Below are 22,259 nucleotides of genomic sequence, written 5' to 3'. Positions count from 1 at the left end.
CACACCATGGCCATCGAGGTCCCCGAAGGCTGGGCGACGCTCCTCAAGACCCTGACCGGGATGCCCTTCCCGCAGGCGAACGAGGACTCCCTGCGGCTGGTCAGCGACGACTACCGTTTGATGGCGGAGAAGTTCCAGGAGGTCGAGGAGCTTCTGCGGCAGGTCGTCAGCCGCGTCGACGAGGACTTCGAGGGCCAGACCGCGACGGAGTTCGTCGCGTACGCGCGGCAGTTCGTCGAGATGACGAACGGCAACCAGAGCATTCTCGACAGGGCGCACGAGGACGCCATGAAGCTGTCGAAGAACGCGCACAAGACGGCAGCCGACATCGAGTACACGAAATGGATGATCTTCGGCCAACTCGCGCTGCTGGTCGTGCAGATCGCGCTGGCCCAGGCGCTGATGCCGTTGACCGCCGGGCTGTCGGAGATCTGGGCGGCGGCGGCGATCGGCGCGTTCCGGGCCATGGCGCTGCTGATCCTCAAGTTCCTGGTGGCCCAGATCGTCATGCAGACCATCACCGGTCTCGTCGGCGGTCTGCTGCTCGACAGCATCCTCCAGCTCACGCAGATGGGCCGGGGCGACCGTACGGAGTGGAACACCGACTTCACCAAGGACGCCGCGAAGTTCGCGGCCATCGGCGGTGTGCTCGGCGGGCCGTTCGCGCTGCTGGGCGGCGCGTTCGGCAAGCTGCTCGGCAACCTGGGCGGCAAGGGGCTCGGCAAGATCCTCGGCAACGACGCCGGGAACGTGCTGGCCAAAGGGCTGGCGGGCGGTGGCAAGGGCGCGGGCGGCGCGGGCGCGGGCCTGGGCAAGGGCGCGGGCGCGGCGGGAGCAGGGGCCGGTAAGGGGGCTGGGGCGGCGGGCGCTGGAGCCGGCAAAGGTGCCGGGGCGGCAGGAGCCGGCGCGGGAAAGGGTGCCGGGGCGGCAGGAGCCGGGGCCGGTAAGGGAGCCGGGGCGGCAGGAGCCGGGGCCGGAAAGGGCGCGGGGGCTGCGGGAACCGGGGCCGGCAAGGGCGCGGGCGGTCTGGGCGAGGGCGTCGGGAAGGGCGTCAGCGGCGTCGGCGACGGTCTCGGGAAGGGCGTCAGCGGTGCGGGTGACGGGGTCGCCGGGGCCGGCGGGAGGTCCGGGGTCGGCGCCGCGGGCAACACGATCTCGGAGAAGTCCGCCCGTGAACTCGGCGAGAGCCTGGGCAACATCATGGGCCGAGCCAACGAGTCCCTGAACCAGCTCGGCGCGGACGGCATACGGGGCTCGGCGGCCGGTGCGGTCGGCCGGGAGGTCGTCAAGGACTTCGCCAACGCCTTCGAGAAGCATCTCGGCGGCGCGCTCGGCAACGAGACCGCCAAGAACCTGGGGCGGGAGTACGGGGAGTCGCTGGTCAAGAACTGGGCGGGCAAGGCCGATTGGCAGGGGCTCACCCGTTCGCTGGACGACGCTCTCAAGCCGTTCGCGAAGGACTTGGGCGAGGCCGGCGTGCGGGCGCTCTCCCACGATCTGCCCGGCTCGTTCGTCCGGACCGTCGGCGGGAACATGGGTTTCCACATCGGCAACTTCGTCGGCGAGATGGCCGGGGACACGGCCCACGCCGTGGTCACCGAGGGCATGTACAACCTGATCTTCGGGCCCGACCACCAGTTCACGGTCAGCGGCTGGACGGCGGCCGCGGGGGCCGCCGGCAGCATCATGGGCCGGGGTGTGGCCCACGGCTTGCAGTCGGTGCACAACCTGGTGCAGGGCCCCGCGGCCACGCCGCCGCCGCGCCCGCCGTCCTTCTCTTCGGACGCGCCCGCCCCGTCCGCCCCCACGCCCCGGCCCAGCACCGAGTCCGGCCCCACGGTGCGCGACGGTTCCGCCTCCCCGAAGAACGACGCGGACAACCGGACGCTCACGGACTCCGGGTCGGACACCGACAGCCTGTACTACCTCGACGTGGACGACCTCTCGGACAGCGGGACGCTGTACGGGGACGGCGACGCGAACGACGGCACCGCGCCGACCGACGTGCCCACGGCCACCGCCCCGTCCTTCGCCACCAGCTCGAACGGCGCCGACTTCACGCACCAGGGTGACGTCACGTCCACCCCGAACGGGAACGACACCCCCAACGGGAACCAGACCCCGAACGGAAGCGACACCCCGCACGCAGACGACGCCCCGCGCGGGGGTGCGAACCCGGGCGGCGACGTCCAGCACGGGGGCGGCCGCCCGGAAACCATCAACGGCTCCGACGCCGACAGCTCCGGCGGCGACGCGGACACCACCCCCGGCTTCGACGGCCACGACTCCCCCGGGCCTGCCGGGCCTGAGCCCTCCGCACCGCCGAACACCGTGTCCGAGCTGGATCTCCTGCTGAACAGCCTCCCGGACGTGCCCGACGCCCCGCCGAGCCCGCACCCGGCGCCGGTCCCGGACGCCGGCCTGCTCCCGGAGAACGGGGGGCAGGGCCTCACGGACCTGGACTCGGTGCTCGCCGACCTCCCCGACGTACCCGACACGACGCCGGGGGCGGTGCCGTCGACGGACCCGGACCAACTGCTCGCCGGCCTCCCCGACGTACCGGACACCCCGCTGGGCCCGGTGCTGACGCCGGAGGAGCAGCGGTTGCTGGCGGACCTCCCGCACGTGCCGCGGCACAACCCCGCGCAGCCGTCCGGCGACGGTTCGGGCATGCCCTCGTCCTCGTCCTCGTCCTCGTCCTCGTCCGGCCGGAACGGTGGTTCCGATGGTTCGGATGCGGGGAACCGCCCGCCGAACGACCCCGACCGGCTCCTTCAGGAGCGTCTGGACCGGCTGAGGACCCAGCAGGAGGCGGACCCGGACGCCACGGAGGCCGATCTGGCGGCCCGGATGGAGAAGCTCCGCGAGGACGGGCCCGACGGGTTCGGCAGGCCCGCGCGGGTCGACGATCTCCGCGAGCGGTACCGCGCGGCCCTGGAGGAGGAGGGGACGGACGGGCCGGACCACGACGGTACGGTGACGGGGCCCGAGAGCGACGGGAGCGGGCTCCCGCACGGCGCCTCCGGCCAGATCGCCGGACCCCCGGTCTCGGGCGGTCCCGTCGGACCGTCCCGCCCGGTCACGGCGCAGCCCAACTCTACTGATGTGCAGGTTGGTTCGCGTCCGCCGGGCGCCAGGTCCGCGGCCTCGGAGTCCGCAGCCCACGAGGCCATGACCCCGGACGCGCTCGACACTCTGTTCCCCGACGTGCCGCAGGACCTCCCGGGCTCCCGCCCGCCCACGACGGACGGGACGGACGCGACGGACCTCGACCTCCCCGACGTACCCCAGCACGAGCCGGGCGCCCGGCCGGAGACGGAGCGGACCGGGAGCGATGTGCCCGGACCGGTCGCGGACGACTCGCCGGGCCGACCGCGTACGGAGTCGGCGGACGAACTGCCCTTCCCCGAGGGCTTCGACGGCGACGGCGACCTCGACGCGCTGCTGGCGCTCCTCGACGACACCGCCGCACCCGCCCACGACACGGTGAGCCTGCTCGCCGAACTTCCGGACGCGCCGCAGACGTTGAACTCCGCGGAGCGGCGCAGGCTGGCCGCCGACGTGACACGGGAGACCGATGCGCTGCTGGCGGACGCGCGGCGCGTGGGCGTTGACCGGGAGACCCGGAACCGGCTCGGTGAGCGCGTCCAGGACGACCTGCGGGCCGGCCGGCACGCCGAAGCGGCCGAGGGCCTGCGGGAGCTGAGCGACCTCGTCGCGCTGCACGGCCTTGGGGAGCGCCTCCAGCAGTTCCGCCGCCACATGGACGGCGGATACGAGGGCAGGGCGGCGCAGTTGGGCATGCGCCGTACGGAGTGGCTGCGCCACGGCCTCGCCGTCGAGGAAGCGGCGCTGGGCGGCGATCCGCGCCGTACGACCCGGCTCCTGGACGACTTCGAGCAGCGGCTCGGCGCACTCGGCGCCGAGCTGAAGGACCGCGCCGACGCCTCCCCCGAGGCGCTGGAGGAGCGGCTGGCCGACAGCCGGCGGGCCGACGCCGAGGCCGCGGGCATGGAGCGCGAGCGGTTCCGCGCGTGGGAGGAGCGACTGGAGCAGGCGGCGACGCCCGACGAGTACCAGCGGGTGCGGGCCGACTACGCCGCCGAGCTGGAGACCGTGCGGCGGCTCACCACGCTGCGGGAACTCGGCGCCTCGGAGGCCGAACTAGCCTCCTGGAAGGCCCGGTTCGAGGACCCGGCGCAGTCCGGCGATGTCGACGCACCGTACGCCCGCCGTATCGCGACGCTCAACGGCGAGGCCGATCTGGCGGCGCTCCAGGGGAGGCTGGACGCCCTGCGCGAGGGCGGCCCCCAGCAGGAGCCCACGCAGCCGCCCCCGCCGCAGGACGGGCAGGGCGACGGCTCCCCGCCTCCCACCCGGCCGGACGGCCTCCTCCTCGACTCCACGCACGATCTGCCGGAGCTGGAAGCCCGGCTCGACCGGTTGTTCGAGGGCGGGGATCGCGCCGGGATGTCCGGCGAGGAGCGGCGGCAGTGGGCGGACCGCCACGCGCAGGCCGGGAACGACGCGGCGCGGCAGACGGTCGAGCACGAACACGCGGATCGCTTGGTGCAGTTGGAGCGCGGGCGACGGCTGGGCACCCTCGTGGACGGCGGGCCCGAAGGGGCACGGCGCACCCCGGAGAGCCAGGACGCCTGGCGGAGCAGGATCGACGAGGCGGGCGACGACCCGCAGGCGCTCGACCGGGTCCTCGACGATTACGACGCGGAGACGGAGCGACTGCGGCGGGAGGGGAAGGAGCGGCTGGAGCAGGAGCTGCGGACGCCGGACCGCCTGCGGGACCTCGACCGGCGCATCGACCGTTCGCTGGACCGGCTCCCGGAGGAGGTGCGCACCCGGGCCGCCCGTGACGCCCGCTCCCTGGTCGAACGGCTGCGGGACCTGACCGCCGTCACCGAGGAGGCCCCGGCCCCGGCGGCGGACGACGCCACGACGGAGCAGCACGCCGACGCCCCGGGCACGGACCTGCCCCGCCCGGTGCCCGTACCGGAACCGACGCAGGCCCAGGGCCCGATACCCGTACCGACGCCTGCCCAGAACCCGGCGCCCGTACCGGGGCAGCGGCCCGACCCCGCCCCGGCGTCCGTCCCGGCAACGCCGGATTCGGCCGCCTCCCCGGTCCCTTCACCGACGCCGACGCCTGTGCCGTCCCGGGCCGCCTCCCCGGCCCCGTCCTCCTCCTCCGCCTTCTCCCGTACGAACTCCGACGAGGGAGGCGGCAGCAGCGGGAGGCCCCGGACCCCGACGGGTTCCGAGGGAAGCCGCCGTGGCTCGGTCTCCTCCGACGACCAGGTCATGGAGGCCCCCCGGCAGCGGAACGACGCCACGGGCTCCGAGGATCGGGACGACCTGTCCGTACGGGACGACCTCAGCACCCACACACGGGACCGGGACGACCTCAGCACCCACACGCGCGACCACGACGAGTTGTCCTCGCGGGGCAGCCGCCGCGAGAGCCGCCGGGTCCGCACGGAGTCCGAGGACGACGCGCTGACCTCCTCGGCGTCCGAACGGGACGCCGAGCTCCCTCACCGCTCCGACGACGACGAGTCCGTCGCCTCGGTGCACGAGGAATCCGGCGGAGACGAGCGCGCCGAGAGCCAAGGTCAGGAGAGCACGAAGCCCGAGGGCACCTCGGCGCAGGAGAACAGGAAGCCCGAGGACACCCGGGCGCAGGAGGACACGGAGCCCCAGGACGGGCCCGCGAAGGAGAACGGGGAGTCCGAGGACGGCGATGAGCCTCAGGACGCGCCCTCCGGCGGCGGCCACCGGCCGCAGGACGCGTCCGAGGAGCGGCAGCCACGGCCCTCGGCCCGCGACAGGGCTCTCGACGCCCTCTCGGCCGACGAGTTCGAGCAGCGCATGTACCGCGCGCGGCGCGACCGGCCCGACCTGACGACCGACGAGGCCCTGCGCGACGAGGTGTACCGCCGGATCAACGGACCCGGTGAACCCGTCAGGCAGGAGGTGTCGCTCGCCGATCCGCTGCTGACCGAGGGCGTGCACCCGCTGCCGTCCGATCGGCCCGACACCTTCGTGACGTTCGACGACAACGCGATGGTGCCCACCTCGATGCAGGGCCAGGGGCACGGGCACATCACCCTCCGGGGCGTCGACCAGCTCCTGACCTCGCTCGCGAGGCGCTGGTCGCTCCACCCCGACGGCGTCGCCGCCCTGAACCTGGTGCTCACCCAGAGCCCGCACACGCTGCTCGCACCCCGGACGTTCGTCCTGCCGACCGCCGACGGCGGCACCCGGCAGGTCACTCTCTCCCTGGACAGTTACGGGAACTGGCGCCGCTTCGCCGAACCGACACCGCTCGCCGTCTCCGGGAACACGACCCGTCCGGCACCGAGCACCAGCGGGAGCGTCACCAGCCCGGCCACCGCTGCCGGCACCGATACTCCCCGGGCCGGCGGCTCCGCGACCAGCACCGCACCCAAGACCGATGTGCCCAAGACGGATGTGCCCAAGACGGACACGGCCAAGACGGACACGGCCAGAACGGACACCCCCGAGGCCGACGCCTCGAAGACCGCCGAGACCGAGACCACCGCCACCGCCGACGCCCCCGTCAAGGTCGAGACCGAGCTGCGCGCCCGCCCCGGCGCGACCGAGACCAAGACGCTCGGCACCTCCCGCGCCTTCGGACTGGCCGTCCCGATCTCCGCCACCGGGACGCCCTTCGGCGCGCTCGGTTCCGTCTCACTGAGCGCACGGCGCATGGAGGCGGCGTACACGTACACGCAGGAGAGCCGCGCCCAGACCAGCGTGACCACGGTCGGCAAGGACGGCAGCCACCTGCACGTGAGCGACCTGCACATCGTGGCCGAGTCCGCGCACGCCTGGAACGCGAAGGGCAAGGAGGTGCCCGCCGGCCGGCAGGGGCGACCGGGCACCGCCGACCGGCAGCACTACAAAGTCCGGGACGGTGTCGCCTGGCGCGTCCCGGACAGCGTCACCGACCCGGCGCTCCCGGACCGGCTGCCCACCTCCTTCGCGTTCGCCCCCGGCGCCCGGCCGCACCTGCTCGCGCCGCTGAACGTCACCACCGGGACCCGGTTGCTGGACTGGGCGCTCAGGGCCTTCCCCGAGGCCGCCCCCGGCACCTTCCTCCGCCGCCAACTGGCCGACCTGTTCAGTGGGGAGAACCTGCGGACCGCGATCGCGCAGAGCTCCGGGGAGACCGTGGTCACGGCCCCGCTCTTCGCCGACCTGAACAACCGGTCGCTGGGCTCCGTCGAGATGCGGCTCGTCCCGGTCGACGCCACCCTGATCAGCGCCTCCGACAAGACCGAGGTCAAGAGGGCCGACGCACAGCGCTCCACCGGCACCACGGAGAAGAAGAACACCCAGGGCTGGGGAGGCGCGCTCACCGCCGGGCTCCAGGTAACCCCCCTCGCTGATCCCAAGCTCCTGAACTTCCAGGTCGCGGCGGCCGCCGGACTGACGACCCAGCGGGCCGAGAGCAGCTACAGCGGCAACACCGCCGAGTCCGTACGCACCCTCAACAGCCGCGGCCACTCGGGGCTGTACAACGTCCGCTTCAAACTGGAGGTGCGCCGCCAGGGCGGGGCGTGGGAGTCGCCCGCACCGGTCCGGCAGGCTCCCGCGCCGGCCCAGCAGGCTCCCGCACCGGTCCTGCAGGCTGCCGCGTCGACCCAGCAGGCCCCCGCACCGGCCCAGCAGAGGGACGGGGCCCAGGGCGCCGGCCCGGCCGAGGCCGGCACCTTCCTCAACGCCACCGTGCAGCTTCCGCGCGCCGACGCGCGCAGGCTGGCCGGCTGGGACGACGGCACCACGCCGCTCCCGCCCGCCGAGGCGCCGCCCGCACCCGCGTACCTGTCCGCGTCGGGCCCGGCGACGTTCGGGCTGCACGCCGTCGTGGACCTCGCGCCGGCCGGTGCGACGGCGACAGCGGTGGCCCACACCTCCCTCGCGGACGCGCTGATCGACCGCGTCCAGGGAGGGCTCCACCGGGCCTACCCCGACCTCGTCCTGCCTCCCGGAGAGCACACCGCGCACATCGGCGGCAGCGACCGCGCGTACAACAACGCGCTGCGCAACACCCACCTGCTGCGCCAGGCGCTCGCCCGTACGGTGCTGGAGGGCTCCCTCGACCGGCTGATCTCCACCGGGATGCGCATCCAGCTCGAACGGCTCGACACCTTCACCAAGCGGTACGTCGTCGTCACCGTGCGCGCGCAGGCCACCGACCGCCAGTTCCTGGGCACCCACCACGACCTGGGCGTGGCCAACAACCTCCTCTCCACCCGCCGCGCGGACAGCGCGACCACCCGCACGCACGGCTGGACCGCCGGAGTCGACGTGGGGCTGACCGGGATCGATCGCTTCGGCGGTACCGGCAGCGTCGGCTACCGGTACGGCCGGCAGACCGCGTACGGCATGACGTACGGTCCGACGCTGACGCCGGACGGCGGCATCACCAGCTCCGGACCGCAGCACCTGTGGTCGTACCACCTGGACTTCAGCGCGGAGGCCACCGGCTTCACCCGGCCGCGCCAGCTCTTCCGTACGCTGACCGGCGAACTGCTGGCCACGGGCTGGTTCGTGAGACCGGACGCCGACACCGTCGACCTGCTGCGCACCGCGCCCACAAACCCGACCGGGCAGGACGCGCCGACCGGTACGGTCACCGCCCCGCCTCCCGTCGCCGGGCGGGTGACCATCGCCGTGCCCGCGTCGCTGTCCGTGCCGTCCGCGCTGCCCGTCGAACGCCCGATGACCGCCCCGACGGTCACGGACATGGCCCCGGCCATGGCCGAGCTGCTCTCCTCCGGAAAGCCCGTCCCCCCGGGCGACTGGACGGCCCACCCGCTCTTCGACGGCCTGCACTCCGTGCAGAACGTGACCTCGCCGGAGCTCGTGCAGCGGCACCTCAGGGAGCTGCTCGCCTCCGTCTCCGGCAATTCCTGGGTCTACGGAACCGACGGGACGCCCGCCTCCGGGGCGCTCGCCGAGGCGTTCGCGGTCGGCCGCAACGAGGCGGACTTCAGCGACGCGGCGCAGACCGGGAAACACGTCAGCGACCTGTTCGGGCGCACGCCGGTCACCGACATCACCGCCTCCGTCAGCGCCTGGCCCCAGCTCCGCGGGCCGCGTGTGATCGCCGTCGTCGACTCCGGCGACCTGGCCCTCTCCGCCATCGGATCGGGGACGGCCGGGGCCGGACACTCGGTCGCCAAGGTCAGCAGCCACACCGTCAACCTCCTGGGCGCGTTCCGGGCCAAGCACACCGACACGTTCCAGACCGCCGGCACCTACGGGGCGACCTGGACGCCGTTCCAGCGCACCAGGACGGCGACCGAGGCCGCCACCTTCTCCGCCAACCCGGCCCACACGGTCCAGTACACCGGGCCGATGGCGCTGGTCAGCGCCGACGTGGCGTGGCACCTCGCGGCCCGCTCCCAGCCCTCCGGCCTGCTCCAGGGGCCCGTGGAACTGGTCAGCGGCAGCAAGCCCGCGGGCCGGATCGTGGAAGTCCCGGACGGCGTGCTCGTCTGGGTGCCGCTGGAGGAGGCCCGGAAGGCCGGGCTGTTCGACGACGGTCTCACCGCGCCGCCGTCCCAGCAGCTCTTCACCACCACGGGCGCCGCGGCGCACGGCACGATCACGGTCGGCCGGATCGACATGGCCCCGGCGGTCACGACGTTCACGGAACACCTGCTCAAGACCCTGCCGCAGCACCGGAGCTGGCTCGGCCCGAAGAGCCTGCTCGCCGACCAACTCGGCGGACTGGCACGGCAGATGACCACCATGTCGCCGTCCGGCATGCGCGCCCTGCAGACGGGCATGGAGAACGGCGGCACCTCCCTGCGGCTCGCCCGAAACAAGATCGGGCCGTCCCGGGACGCCAGCCTCACGGTGACGCTGCGGCGCACCGGCTTCACCCCCGGCCCGCTGCGCCACGACGTGAAGCCGACCGTCGCCCGCCCCACCTCCACGACGGACACCGTCACCGAGAAGCTGGCGCGCGGGCACGAGGCGGGCGTCCGGGTCACCGAGGCGCCCGGCGTGCAGAACGAATCGTTGGTCCGCAACGGCGCCTTCACCCTCGACGACAAGGCGGGGTCCTCGCGTTCGGGCGCCCTGGCCCACGCGGTCACCGACGCCGTCAGCGCCCAAGTGGCCTTCGAGGGACCGGTGGTGACCGGCACGACCACGTTCGAGGCCACCTTCACCCTGGAGCTGCCCGACGGGGCGGTGGTGACGCGCACGTATGCCGTCGGCGACGCCGAGGTGGTCATGCCCCTGAGCCTCGCCCGCCCGCAGGCGACGGCCGCGACGGCAGGACCGGCCACGACGACCGGACCGGCCTCGACGGCCGGGGCGAAGACGACGGCCGGGGCGAAGACGACGGCCGGGGCGAAGACGACCGCCTCGAAGACCGCGACGACGGCGGCCCCCGCCGCCGACGCCGTACAACAGGCCCCTCGCCCGATCATGCTGCCGCCGGAGCGCACGCCGAACGTGGCGCTGCGGGAGCGCGGGGCGGCGGGCAAGAAGCTGTTCGCCGCCGGCCCGGAGAGCGTCGTGGTGACCACGGTCGGCGGCATCACGACGCTCCGGGACGCCGCCGCCTACGCCCTCGACGCCGCGGTCAAGGGGCGCGGCACGAAGACCGACGGCCCCACCCCCATGCCCGCCGACGCCCACGGCCGCTACGTGCGGAAGTCGCTGCTGACGCGACCCGGCACCGCCGCCGGGGAGGCCCTCAAGGGGGGCATCAGCACCGATGTGCTGAGCGCCTACCTGCCGCAGATGGTCCGCGACAGCATGACCCTCGTCCTCCACGACACGACGTCGGCGGTCGGCGGCACCGACGCCGTCCTCACGATCTCCGCGGACGTCGACCTCTCGCAGGCCAAGCTGCTCGCGGTGGACGCGCAGGCGGGGCTCGGCGGCAGCCGGCGGACCTCGGAGAACGACACGTACACCGGGGACACCACGGACAGCCACGCCCCGGCGATGACGGTGGGGCCGAGCTTCCAGCCGGCTCCCCTGATCCAGAGCAACGCCGCGCTCCCGGGCTGGACGGACTCCGAGGCGGCGGGCAGCGCCGCCGACCGCCGGACCTCCGCGCTGACGACGCTGAAGCCGTTCGCCGGCGGCGCCGTGCTCGTCCAGGCTCCCCTGCACGTGGTCCAGACGGCGAAGGCGTCGCACCGGATCGCGGACATGCCGCTCGTCCCGGCGCCGCTCAGGCCGGGCAACCGCCCGCCGGTCACCGTCGAGCACACGGTGGCGGACGGGGTGACGATGTGGGTGTCGTTCGACGTCGCCCGGGAGCACGGGCTGCTGCCGCCCGAGGTCGAGGCGGCGGCCACCGTCGTCAAGGAGCAGACCGAGAAGTACGTCACGGCCGCGAAGGAGGCGGGCACGACCGAACAGCGCCTGCGCTCGCTCGCCGGTGAGATCACCGCGCTCCGGGCCCGGCTCGGCGAACTCCTCACGCCCCCGCCGCCCACCGGCGACCTCCCCACGGCCCCGCCGCCCACGGGCGACCAACTCCTCGCCACGCGCGGCGAACTCGCCGCCGTCCGCACCCGGTACGCCGAGGTCCAGCGGGACCTGGCCAACCAGCGCCGTGACCTCGCCACCGCCGAGCGGAACCTCGCCGGGGCGTCCGAGGCCGCCTGGAAGGCCGTCGAGCACTACACGCTCACCGGCCCCGGGTCCGCCGACGCGGCTCCGGTCCCCTGGACCGAGCCGGAAGCGGCGGTGAGCACGCCGGAGGACACGGAGACGTCCACCACGGCCACAGCGACGGGCAAGGGCAAGGCCGCGGAGACCGACACCACGACGGCCCCCGCGGAGCCCCCGGCCACGGTGCCCGGCTACCCGCCGCTCTCCGAACTCCTCGCCGCCGCCTCGCACGAGGGCCCCTCCACCGAGCCCGCCGCCGGCCGCGACGACGTCACGGACCGCACGGCGTTCTGGCTGAACGAGACCGCGCCGTTGCCGGACGCGCAGCCCGTACGTCTGGAGCACGCGAAGGCTGCCGCCTGGGCGGAGCACCTGCGGGCGGCGGACACGAAGTACCGGACATCGCTGGAGGCCGCACGGACCGCCCGGCAGGAGCTGGACGCCGCGCTGCTCAGGGCGGCCCGCAGCGGGAAGGCCGTGGCCCGCGACGTGGCCCCGGAGCGGGCCGAGGCGATCGAAGCCGCCGTACGCACCACCCGGGCCGCCTACGACAAGGCGGCCGAGCGGCTGACCGCCCACTACCGCGAACTCGGCTTCGTCCGAACGAACTTCGAGGCCGTGGACGCGGCCGTCCGCCCCCTTCTCGCGCCGCTCCCCGCAGGCCGCGCCCCCCTCGCCGTCACCCCCTGGCACCCGGTCGCGGAGCCCGCCGGCTACGTCCGGCCCACGGACACGTCCGTGCCCGCCCCGTACACCACCACGGACAAGGACGCCGAAGGGCGGCCGCTCGCCCTGACGGACCCGGACGGCCGTGTCCTCCAGCTTCAGGACCCGCCCTCCACCGGATCCGCCCACCTCGACCGCGGAACGAGCTTCCACCGCTCTCTCCTCGACGCGGTCGAGCGGGCCCACCCGGAGGTCCTCGCCGAGCTGGGGCTCCACCCCCACGGGCGGGAGGTCTCCGCCGCCGACGTCCAGCACCTGCGGCAGCGCCTGGCCGACCGGCTGACGGCCGACCGCGACGAGATCGCCCCGTTCCTCGCCATTGACCCCCAGGAGCGCTTCACCGCACAGGAGTTGGACGACGCGGGTATCGTGCTCACCCAGCTCGAAGCCGACGAGCACGCCGCCTCCCGTCACCGCCTCCCCCGGACGGTGGCCGACCGGCTCACCCCGGACCAGCGCCTGGAGCTGGCCCGCAGGACCCTGCTGCGCCCCGGCGACCAGCGGACCGGCGACCGCAAGGACGCGGGCTGGAACCACTCGGCCGGGGACCTGGCCGCCCTGCTCGCGGCCCGGGTGCTCGGGGTGCCGGTCACCGTGGTCCACACGGATCTGCACCACGTCACGTTCAGCCCCCTGGACGCGGACGGACGCTCGGGCGTGGTGCTGCACCTCGCGGACGATCTGTACCGGCCCGCCGTCCCGCGCCCGCAGGACGCCCTCCTCCTCAACACCGACTCGGAGATCACCGAACTGCCCGACACCGCGGCCTCCACCGAGCCGAGTACGGTGGCGCCGGTCCGCACGGTGGACACCGGGGGCCCGGTCTACTACATCGGGCACGGCACCGGCCCCGTCACGGCGGTGCCCAGGGAGCTCAACTTCATCTGGCTCGGCGGCAAGTTGACCACGGCCGCCCGCGACAACATCCAGGCATGGGCGGCCAGGGCCAAGGCCGCCGGGTGGACGGTGACCCTCTGGACGGACTCCGCCGCCGGCCAGAAGAACGAGCGGTTCCTGCAGAGCTCCGCGGAAGCGGGGGACACGCGACACGGCAAGGTCAAGAACCTGTTCGCGAAGGACCCGGCGCTCATCCTGCAGAAGAACCCGCTCTCCAAGGCGCAGACGCTGTACAAGGAGGCTCTCGGCCTCGAGAGCTATGCCATGGCCTCCGACATCGCCCGGTACGCACTCCTCCACAAGCACGGCGGGGTGTATCTCGACGTGGACCTCGGGCCGGGAGCCGTGAACCTGCGCCCCGAGGGCGTGTTGATGCCGAAGGGCCCGGACACCCTGCCGATGTTCGGCCCGCTGCTCCAGGACATGAAGAGCGTGCGGAGGAGGCTCGACCTCCCCGACGACGCCGACCCCACCGAGGAGCAGATTCAGCAGGCCGCCGACATGGCCTTCGCCGCGGGTGACTTCGGGAACCACTTCATCGTCGCGCATCCCGGAAGCCCGTTCATGCGACAGGTTCTGCGCAACCTCCCTGACTTCCACGTCAAGGAGGCGTACGCCAAGGGCCTGCTCGTGGCGGACATGAAGTCGAAGAACGTGGCCAGCAGGACCGGCCCGCACTACCTCGTACGGCAGTTCATGGAGCACGCGGCGACGTTCCCCTCCGAGGCGGCGGCCACGAGCCAGGCGAACGCCCCGGCCGCGGAGAGCGGCAAGGCGGTGGCCAAGCGGAGGTTCGCCCCCGCTCCGAGCAACCAGTACCGGGTCCGAACGGAGGACTGGGCGGACTGGACACGGCTGGAGTGGCTGACCACCGAGAGCGAGAACCAGGAGGTCCCCACCACCACGACCCCGGCCGAACGGCAGGGAACGCTGGTCAAACGCCTCGGCGGCACCATCAAGAAGTTGGCGAGCGTGCGGCGGTGGGGCGGCGGCCCCTCGGGCCCGGACCAGGACCCGACGCTGCCGAACGAGGGCACCCTGCTGACCGGCTTCGACCCGGCGACGGACCTCCTCGACCAGGAGGGCGGGGCGTCGAAGGACGTACTCGTCGGCAAGGACGGCCGGACCGTCTCCTTCGAGCGGATGCGGCAGAGCCTCCGAACGATCAAGGACTTCGAGGGCAACACCATCGGGTACGCGTCGCACAGCGACAGGGACTGGGCCCCGCGCAAGGACTTCTACGCCAACTACCGCGCCGACCAGCGGAAGTACGCGGCCTACCGGCCGGAGGGCAAGGGCGCTTTCGCCCCCGTCGCCGAGCACCCTGCGGCTCCTCGCACCGTCCCCTGGCACGCCGGCACCCACGCCTCCACCGACACCAGCACCAGCACGGACACCGGCATCGGTACCGGCACGGACACCGGCCCCGCGAAGGCCACCGGAGCGGGCGCCCCCGCCGATCAGCGGCAGGCCCCCCAGCCGATCTTCTTCGACGCGCACGGCTCCGAGCACGGCGTCAAACTCCACGTCGACGGCGAGCTGCCGCTGGTGGTGGACGGCGCCCAGTTCGCCCGCTTCATGGAGACGCTGACCGACCCCGACCAGCCGCCCGCCCCGGTGGTGCTCGTGGCGTGCAACACCGCGGCCACCCGCTCCACGGACGGCGGGAGCGTCGTCACCGACGCCGCGCGAGCGGTGCCCGGACGCCGCTGGTACGCCCCCGACGTCGCGGTCGGCCATGTGACCGGGCCCGGCACGGGTGGGGCGACCGGCGTGCTGGCCCTGCTCCAGGACCCGGCGACCGGGCGGCAGGGGCGGTGGGTGACCGCGAGCGAGCCCGACCCGCTGGACGCCCTGCTCAGCCGGGAAGGCGAGGAGGGCACCACGCTCGCCGACGGAGGGACGAAACCCTCGTCGGATTCCACCCGGGCGCGGCGCTCGGGCTTGCTGCTGCTGAACACCCCCGCCGAGGACGGCGCGGACGCGGCCCTGCGGGAAGCCTCGGAACCAGCCGGAGCAGCACACGAGGACGCCGTGCTGAAGGCGAAGGAGGAGTTCGGCCGGCAGCGAAGGGAACTGTGGGACCGCATCGAAGCGATCAAACCGCTGGCGAGGAACGAGGAGTTCAAGCGGGGCATAGCCGACTGGCTGACGACCGTGGAATCGGACCTGGACACGTCTCTGGCCGGACGCCAGGACGGGAACGAGGTCGACGAGCCCGCCGTCGACGCGATCATGAAGGGCTTCCAGTCCGCGGAGGTGATGGGCCACCAACTGAACTACACGTGGTTCGTCCGGCAGCAGGACACCGCGGGATTCGACGGGATTCTGGGCGCACGCGCCGCAGCATCCGCCCAGCACGGCCAGATCTGGTCGAAGATGGGTGCGGCCGAAGCGATCAGCACGGCCAACGTCGGGACCGGCGTGGCCTTGGAATCGTCGGTCCAGGGCTACATCTTCGACGGCCTCGGATTCGGTCTGCCCCGCTGGGACGCCTCCCCGACCATGGCCGAACTGTGGCACCGGTTGTCCCGCACCTACGCCCAGAGCCTCACGAACCGGGTCACCGCCCACGTGCTGGACGGAATCCACGACTCCAGCGTCCTCACCACCACGGAGTGGCCCGAGGCCAGGAAGCGCATCGAGAGCGGCGAGATCGACGGCCTGGACGTCGTCGTCTACACGGCCGTTCCCGGCGGACAGCGCCACGAACTGCGCTATGTGGAGACCGTCACGGTGCGGACCCAGGAGGAGTTCGACCGGCTTCCCCGTGTGCCCGACACCGACGCATGGCGGGAGAGGCAGCGAAAGATCGACCTGGAGCAGAAGGACGTCCTGAAGGAGATCTACCAACGCGAACTCCAGGTCCGCCTCTTCAGCCGCTACGCGGAGAAGGCCCTCGGTGTGCGGGGCGGCGAGGACGGAACCCGCCTGCGCCCCGCGCGCACCCGGAACAACAGCATGACCGACGGCGGGCCGAGGCCCGGCGACGGCGCGGACGTGCTGCGGGACGCGGACCTGATGCTGAACACCGAGCCCGCGCAGACCTCGTCCGCCGAGCCTCTCCGGCTGGCGATGGGCGGCCACCAGGGTGAGGCGACGTCGATCCCGAAGCGTCTGAACTTCATCTGGCTGGGCGGTGAGATGACGACAGCCGCCCGCGACAACCTTCGGACCTGGGCGGGCATGGCCGAGAACTCCGGCTGGGACATGCGTATATGGACGGACAAGAACGGACGCGCCGCCAACAAGGACTTTCTGGAGGAGCTCGCCCCGCACGGAGTGTCGAGCCCACCGGTGGACACCGTGTTCGGCACGAAGCGACTCGGCCGGTACACGGACCCGGTGCTGTCGCGGGCCGGAAACCTGTACGAAAAGGGCCAGGAGCTCCGGAGCTTCGCGCTGGCCTCGGACGCCGCCCGCTACGCCATCCTCTACCAGCAGGGTGGCGTGTACCTCGATGTGGACGTGGCGCCCGGGAACTTCGTGCTGCCGGCCGAGGGCGTGCAGATGCCTTCGGGCGACACCCTCCCCATGTTCGGGCCCCGGTTGCGCGACGCGGCCAGTGTGCTCGGCCAGGAGGCTCCGCCGGACGCGGAGATCACTCCCGAGGCCGTCCGCGCCAAGGCCGTGGAGATGTACGACAGGGGCGAACTGGGCAACCAGTTGATCGCGGCCCACCCGGCCAACCCCTTCCTCGGCTACCTGCTGACGGAGCTCGTCAAGCTGCCTTCCCTGTCGGGTCTTGAACGGGGGCAGAAGCTGAACGAGATCCAGCAGCGGAACGTGGCGCACATCACGGGACCGACGTTCATCGACGGTCGGCTCAACGACTACAACCGTGTGTGGATGAGGAGGAACGACACGGCGAGCTACGGAGAGACGAGAGGAGCCGCCCGGTTCAGACCCACGGAAGCAGCACGGGACCGCTGGAGCGAACTGGCGTGGGTGACCCCCGAGAGCGAGAACCAGGAGACCGCCTCCCTCCACGGGACGGAGCAACCGGCGGAGAACACGCTCCGGCGTTCGGGCACCCTGCGCGCGCAGTTGAAGAGGATCGGCAGCAGCATCACCGGCACGATCCGGAGCAACCACCTGGACGGCGGCGACGACGCCGGGCCGTCCTCCGGGACCCGGAAGTTCTTCACCAACAGCCGGTCCGACACCTCGGCCGGAGAGGGCCCCCTCCTGCACTCGGCCACCTCTCTGCTGACCTCTCCGCCCGCCGGCGCGACGCCGGACGCCGTGCTCACCGGCAACGACGGGCGCCAGGTCTCCTACAGCCAGGTGTACGAGGGCCTCACGGTGATCCGCGGTGCCGACGGCCGGACCCTGGGCTACGCCTCCCACTCGGCGCAGGACTGGGCGCCACGGCGGGACTTCTACGCCGCGTACCGTGCGGACGAGGCCCTGTTCGCGCACTACCGGACCACCGAGGACGGGGACTTCGTCCTCGACACCGACAGCACGACGGACTCCGCCGCCGGAGAGGTCCCCTGGCACTCCGACGCGGCGGCGCGGGACGCGCGGGAGCCGGTCACCCCGCTGTTCTTCGACGCGCACGGCACGGAGGACGGCGTCGAGCTCACGCTGGCGGGCGCGAAGCCGCTGGTCGTCGACGGCGCGCAGTTGGCGCGCTTCATCGAGACGCTCAGAGACCCGGCACAGCCCCCGGCCCCGGTCGTCCTGGTCGCGTGCGAGACGGCGAAGATCCGCGGTGGCGACGGCGCCAGCGTGGCGCTGGACGCCGCCCGCGCCCTGCCCGGACGCCTCTGGTACGCGCCGGACACCGAAGTGGGCCACGCCACGCCGTCCCGCGACGCCGAAGGCGCGTCGGGTGTGCTGGGCCTGCTCGCGGATCCGATCGCCATGCGCCGCGGCGCATGGGTCGTGGTGGGCGAAGGCGTGGAGACCCGTGCCGTCACGTCCCCCACGCCGCGGGCGGAGGCGGAGCGACCGCCCCGCTCCCTCGCGGACATGATCTTCGAGACGCTCAACACGACCTCGCGACCGGCCACGGGCGACGCGCCCGCCGAAGCCGGGGAAACGGCGGCGACCGGGCAGCCCGTCCCGGAGCAGACCGCACCGGGGCAGGCCGTTCCCGAGCAGACCCCCCAGACCGAGCAGACCACCCAGGCCGAGGCAGCCCCCGTGGCGGCCGAGACCCAGGCTCCGCCACCCCCGGAGCGGCCGCTCGGCATCACGTACACGCAGGGCGCAGGGGACCAGGCGGTCAAGCGGGAGTTGGACGCCGCCGAGGAAGGCGCGGACCTGGTACGCGCGTATGTGTTCGACACGCTGTTGAGCCAGGGCCACGACGCGGTGGCGCTGCTTCTGCGGCGCTTGCGCGCCATGGACCCCCCGCCCGGCTACCTGGCACAACTGGAGAACGACGCGGCCCAGTTCGCAGCGGCGACCACGGAGCCGGCGCTTCCCGTACCCAAGGAGGTCCACTTCGTCTGGCTCGGCGGTGATCTGCCGTCCGCCGCCTTCGAGAACATCACCCGATGGGCCGCGGCGGCCCGTGCGGGCCGCTGGACGGTGAACCTGTGGACGGACTCGCGGACCAGCCTGAGCCTCTCCACCCGGCTCGCCATCAGAACCACCCCGGGACTGTTCCGGCAGGAGCTCGCCCCCGTCATCGATCCGCGTTTGGCGGCGGTCTTCGATGACGCCAGCGAGGCGGGCGCCTATCCGCTCGCTTCCGACCTGGCGCGGTACAGCGTCCTCCAGGCGCGTGGCGGGGTGTACGCCGACGTGGACCTGGGCCCCGGAAGCCTCGTGCTCTCCGACGCGAACACGCCCCTGCTCCGCCCGAACGATCCGCCGGTGCTCGGCCCGCTCATCCGAGACAGGTCGGGGCTGAACACGACCCTGAGGGAGATCGCGTCAAGAAACGGCACTCCTGCCCCGCCCGCGACCGGAACGTCGCACGCCGACGACGTCCGCCGCGCGGTCACCCACCTGCTGGAAGACGGCTCGTACGGCAACCACTTCGTCATCGCGCCGCCGTCGTCCTCCTTCATGGAGCGGATGATCGTGCATGCCGTCGACCAACTGCGCAAGGTCAGCGGCGACGAGGATCTGAAGATGGCGGCACCGGTGGCCACAGGACCGTTCCCGCTGATGCAGGTGCTCGCCGAGCACATGGCCGCCGAGTTCGGGGTGAACGCGCTGGAGCGGGGCGAGTACCCGCTGTTCCAGCGCCAGGGTGCGGCCTTCCACGACGGGATCGACTGGCTGACGCCCGAGAGCGAGAATCAGGCGTACGAAAACTGAACACGCGTCACGTTGTGGGCGGGGAAGGGAACCGGACCTGCCCCGGCGTGATCGAAGAGAACGCAGAGAGAGTCGGAGAACCGATGGCGGGAAAGAAGGGCGACCTGTGAAGCACGAGCGGTCGAGCGAGGAGAACGCGGCCGACGACGGCCGGGAAGCGGCCCCGGACGGAGCCGCCCCGGTCCGTGCCGGTGGCGCGGCCCCGGGCAGCATCGGCGCGCCGTCGGCGCGCACGGTGACGGAGGGCGGCGACACCGCGGTCGACGGTGGTGACGAGGGCGGCACGCGGACCCCCACCTCGTCGGCGTCCGGCCCGGAGGAGGCCGGGGAGCGGGAGGCCGAGCCTCCGGCGGTCGTGCACGCGGTCGGCGTCTCCATCGGCCGGACCCCGCCCGGGGCCGGGGAGGAGCCCGAGGGCGCGGAGGCGGCGACCGCCCGGGAAGAGGCCGCGGAGACGACCACCACGACCGCGGTGGCGGCGACGACCACGACCGCCCCGGCGACGGTGGCCGCCGGGGAGACGGCCGAGACGTCGGCGAGTACGGCGTCTCCCGCGCCGCCCACGGCCGCACAGGCCGAAGGCCCCAAGGCGACCGGCGACGGGGCCACCGAGCCCGCCGTCGCGAACACCGCGTCCGGCGGCCCGGCCTCCCGGGAGTCCTCCGCCGAGGCAGCCGGGGCGGGTGCCGCGACCGCTGCCGGTACCGCTGCCGCCGCCGGGACCGCCGCGTCCGGTGCCACCGCCACGGCCGCCGTCCCCGCTGCCACCGCCGTCACCGCCACGGCGGCCGCCGGCCCGCCCGACAGCGCGGCGGCGGCGGAGGGCGGTGCGCCGGAGCGCCCCGGCCGGGTGTCGCGTCCCATGGTGGTCGCCGCCGCCTTCGCCGGTGCGCTGCTGCTCGGGACCCCGTTCGTGGTGGCGGCCGCCCAGAAGGACGACGCCGAGCCCACGCGCACGGCTGCGGCGGCCGCGTGGAAGCAGGACGGCCAGGAGGGCGGGTACGTACCGGGCACCGACCCGGCGAGCCCCGACGGCATACGGGCTCCCGGCGCGTCCGAGAAGGGGGCTCCCCCGGTCCGGGGCGACAAGGGCCCCGCCAACCACGTCCGCACGGACACGGGCGCCGGTCCGCACCGGGCCGACGGGGCCCCCGGCACGAAGGCCGAGGGGGACGGCAAGGGCTCCAAGGACGCGAAGGCGGCGAAGGGTTCCACGGGCACGTCCGGCTCGACGGAGAAGAGCGGCAGCGGCTCGAAGGCTCCGGCGGCCTCGGGCTCGGGCGGCTCCGCCAAGGCCCCCGCGACGGACACCGCGCCCCAGTCGCAGCCCACGACGCAGCCCAAGTCGGCGCCCGCCGTCGTGTACAGCGGGGTGTCCGGCCCCGAGTGCCCCACCCAGCGCTTCCAGCGGGACGGGTACTACAACGACGGCAAGGAGGGCTGGGCCACCCACAGCGGCGGCTTCGGCGGCTACGGCTGCGCGGGCAAGTACCTCTCCATGCCGATGTCCGGCAGCTCCTCCAAGGACTCGGGCGGCTCGGCGACCTGGCTGTTCGACCTGCCCGACTCCGCCCGGAAGTGCAGCATCTCCGTCCATGTGCCGGGCAGTTCGGACATCGTGCGGGTCGGCGGCAACCCGAGCCACTACACGGTGTACGACCGGTTCCTGCCGCGTTCGAACAACCTGGTGGGCTCCTTCTCCGTCAACCAGCAGAGCCGTCGGGGCACGTGGTACAACGTGCCGGGCACGTTCCCCGTCGACGCCAAGAAGCTCTCCGTCCGCATCCACGACCGCGGGCAGGACAGCCACTACGAGCACCACGCGATCTCGGCGATCAAGGCGACCTGCACCGGCTGAGCACTCCTGCCGGCTCCGCCTCCCCTCGGCCCCGCACCCGTCCCGCTCCGGGCGGTGTGCGAGGCCGAGGCGCGTACGGACGCGCGTGCGGGGCGTGCACGGAGGTGAGGAGGGGGCGCGCGGGGAGCGCGAGGTGCGGCGGCACGGCACCGCCCGGACGCCCTGGCCGGGAACGTCGCGTCTGCGCGACACCCCTGCCTCGGGCAGGAGTTCGGGCATACCCGGCCGCGAGTTCGGGAAAGGCGAAACCTTCCGCCCGGCGGGACGTTCGGCAGGGCGTGGAAGCGGGCAAAACGATCAGGAGGGCCGGTGGCGGCATCCCCGACCGAGAGCGCTCTCGACCGCACCGGCGGCCGGCGCGGCGGTCGCTGCTCCCGGGCCTCCGCCCCATCACCGGCCCGGCCGCCCGCACGCCGCAGCACCCGCGTGAACTGACGCACCACCAGGGAAAGGAGCGCCGCGATGGCGACGCCGTTGTCCGCCGACAAGCTGCTCAAAGCCCTCCGCGACGAAGGACTCCACGTCGTCGAGCATCGGAGCTGGCGCACCAACAACCGCAATCACAAGGGACCGTGGGGTCCGACGCACGGGGTGATGATCCACCACACCGTGACCTCGGGCACCTCGTCCTCCGTCGAGCTCTGCTACAACGGCCACTCCGCCCTGCCCGGTCCGCTCTGCCACGGCGTGATCGCCAAGGACGGCACGGTCTACCTCGTCGGGAACGGCCGGGCCAACCACGCCGGACTCGGCGACGACGACGTCCTGCGCGCCGTCATCGCGGAGAAGGCGCTGCCTCCGGACAACGAGG

General features: G+C 73.4%; 3 protein-coding genes. All 3 read left to right on the top strand.

All coding sequences use genetic code 11. The annotated features are described in order from the left end of the window. Nucleotides 1-6: 6 nt before the first annotated feature. Nucleotides 7-19,590 carry a glycosyltransferase gene (locus IF19_RS0108270; protein ID WP_030277943.1) on the top strand — a complete coding sequence of 6,528 codons (19,584 nt, stop codon included), beginning with the start codon at nucleotides 7-9 and terminating at the stop codon, nucleotides 19,588-19,590. 106 nt (nucleotides 19,591-19,696) lie between these two features. Next, nucleotides 19,697-21,448 carry a hypothetical protein gene (locus IF19_RS0108265; protein WP_030277942.1) on the top strand — a complete coding sequence of 584 codons (1,752 nt, stop codon included), beginning with the start codon at nucleotides 19,697-19,699 and terminating at the stop codon, nucleotides 21,446-21,448. 462 nt (nucleotides 21,449-21,910) lie between these two features. Then, nucleotides 21,911-22,259, top strand: a 349-nt coding sequence (locus IF19_RS0108260; protein ID WP_030289918.1) for a peptidoglycan recognition protein family protein, incomplete at its 3' end; no start/stop codon positions are given.

Origin of the sequence: Streptomyces californicus (genome assembly GCF_000717645.1) — a bacterium.
GTDB classification, from domain to species: domain Bacteria; phylum Actinomycetota; class Actinomycetes; order Streptomycetales; family Streptomycetaceae; genus Streptomyces; species Streptomyces californicus.
Note: the sequence above shows the minus strand (reverse complement) of the source record. Positions and strands in the feature narration are given on the sequence as shown.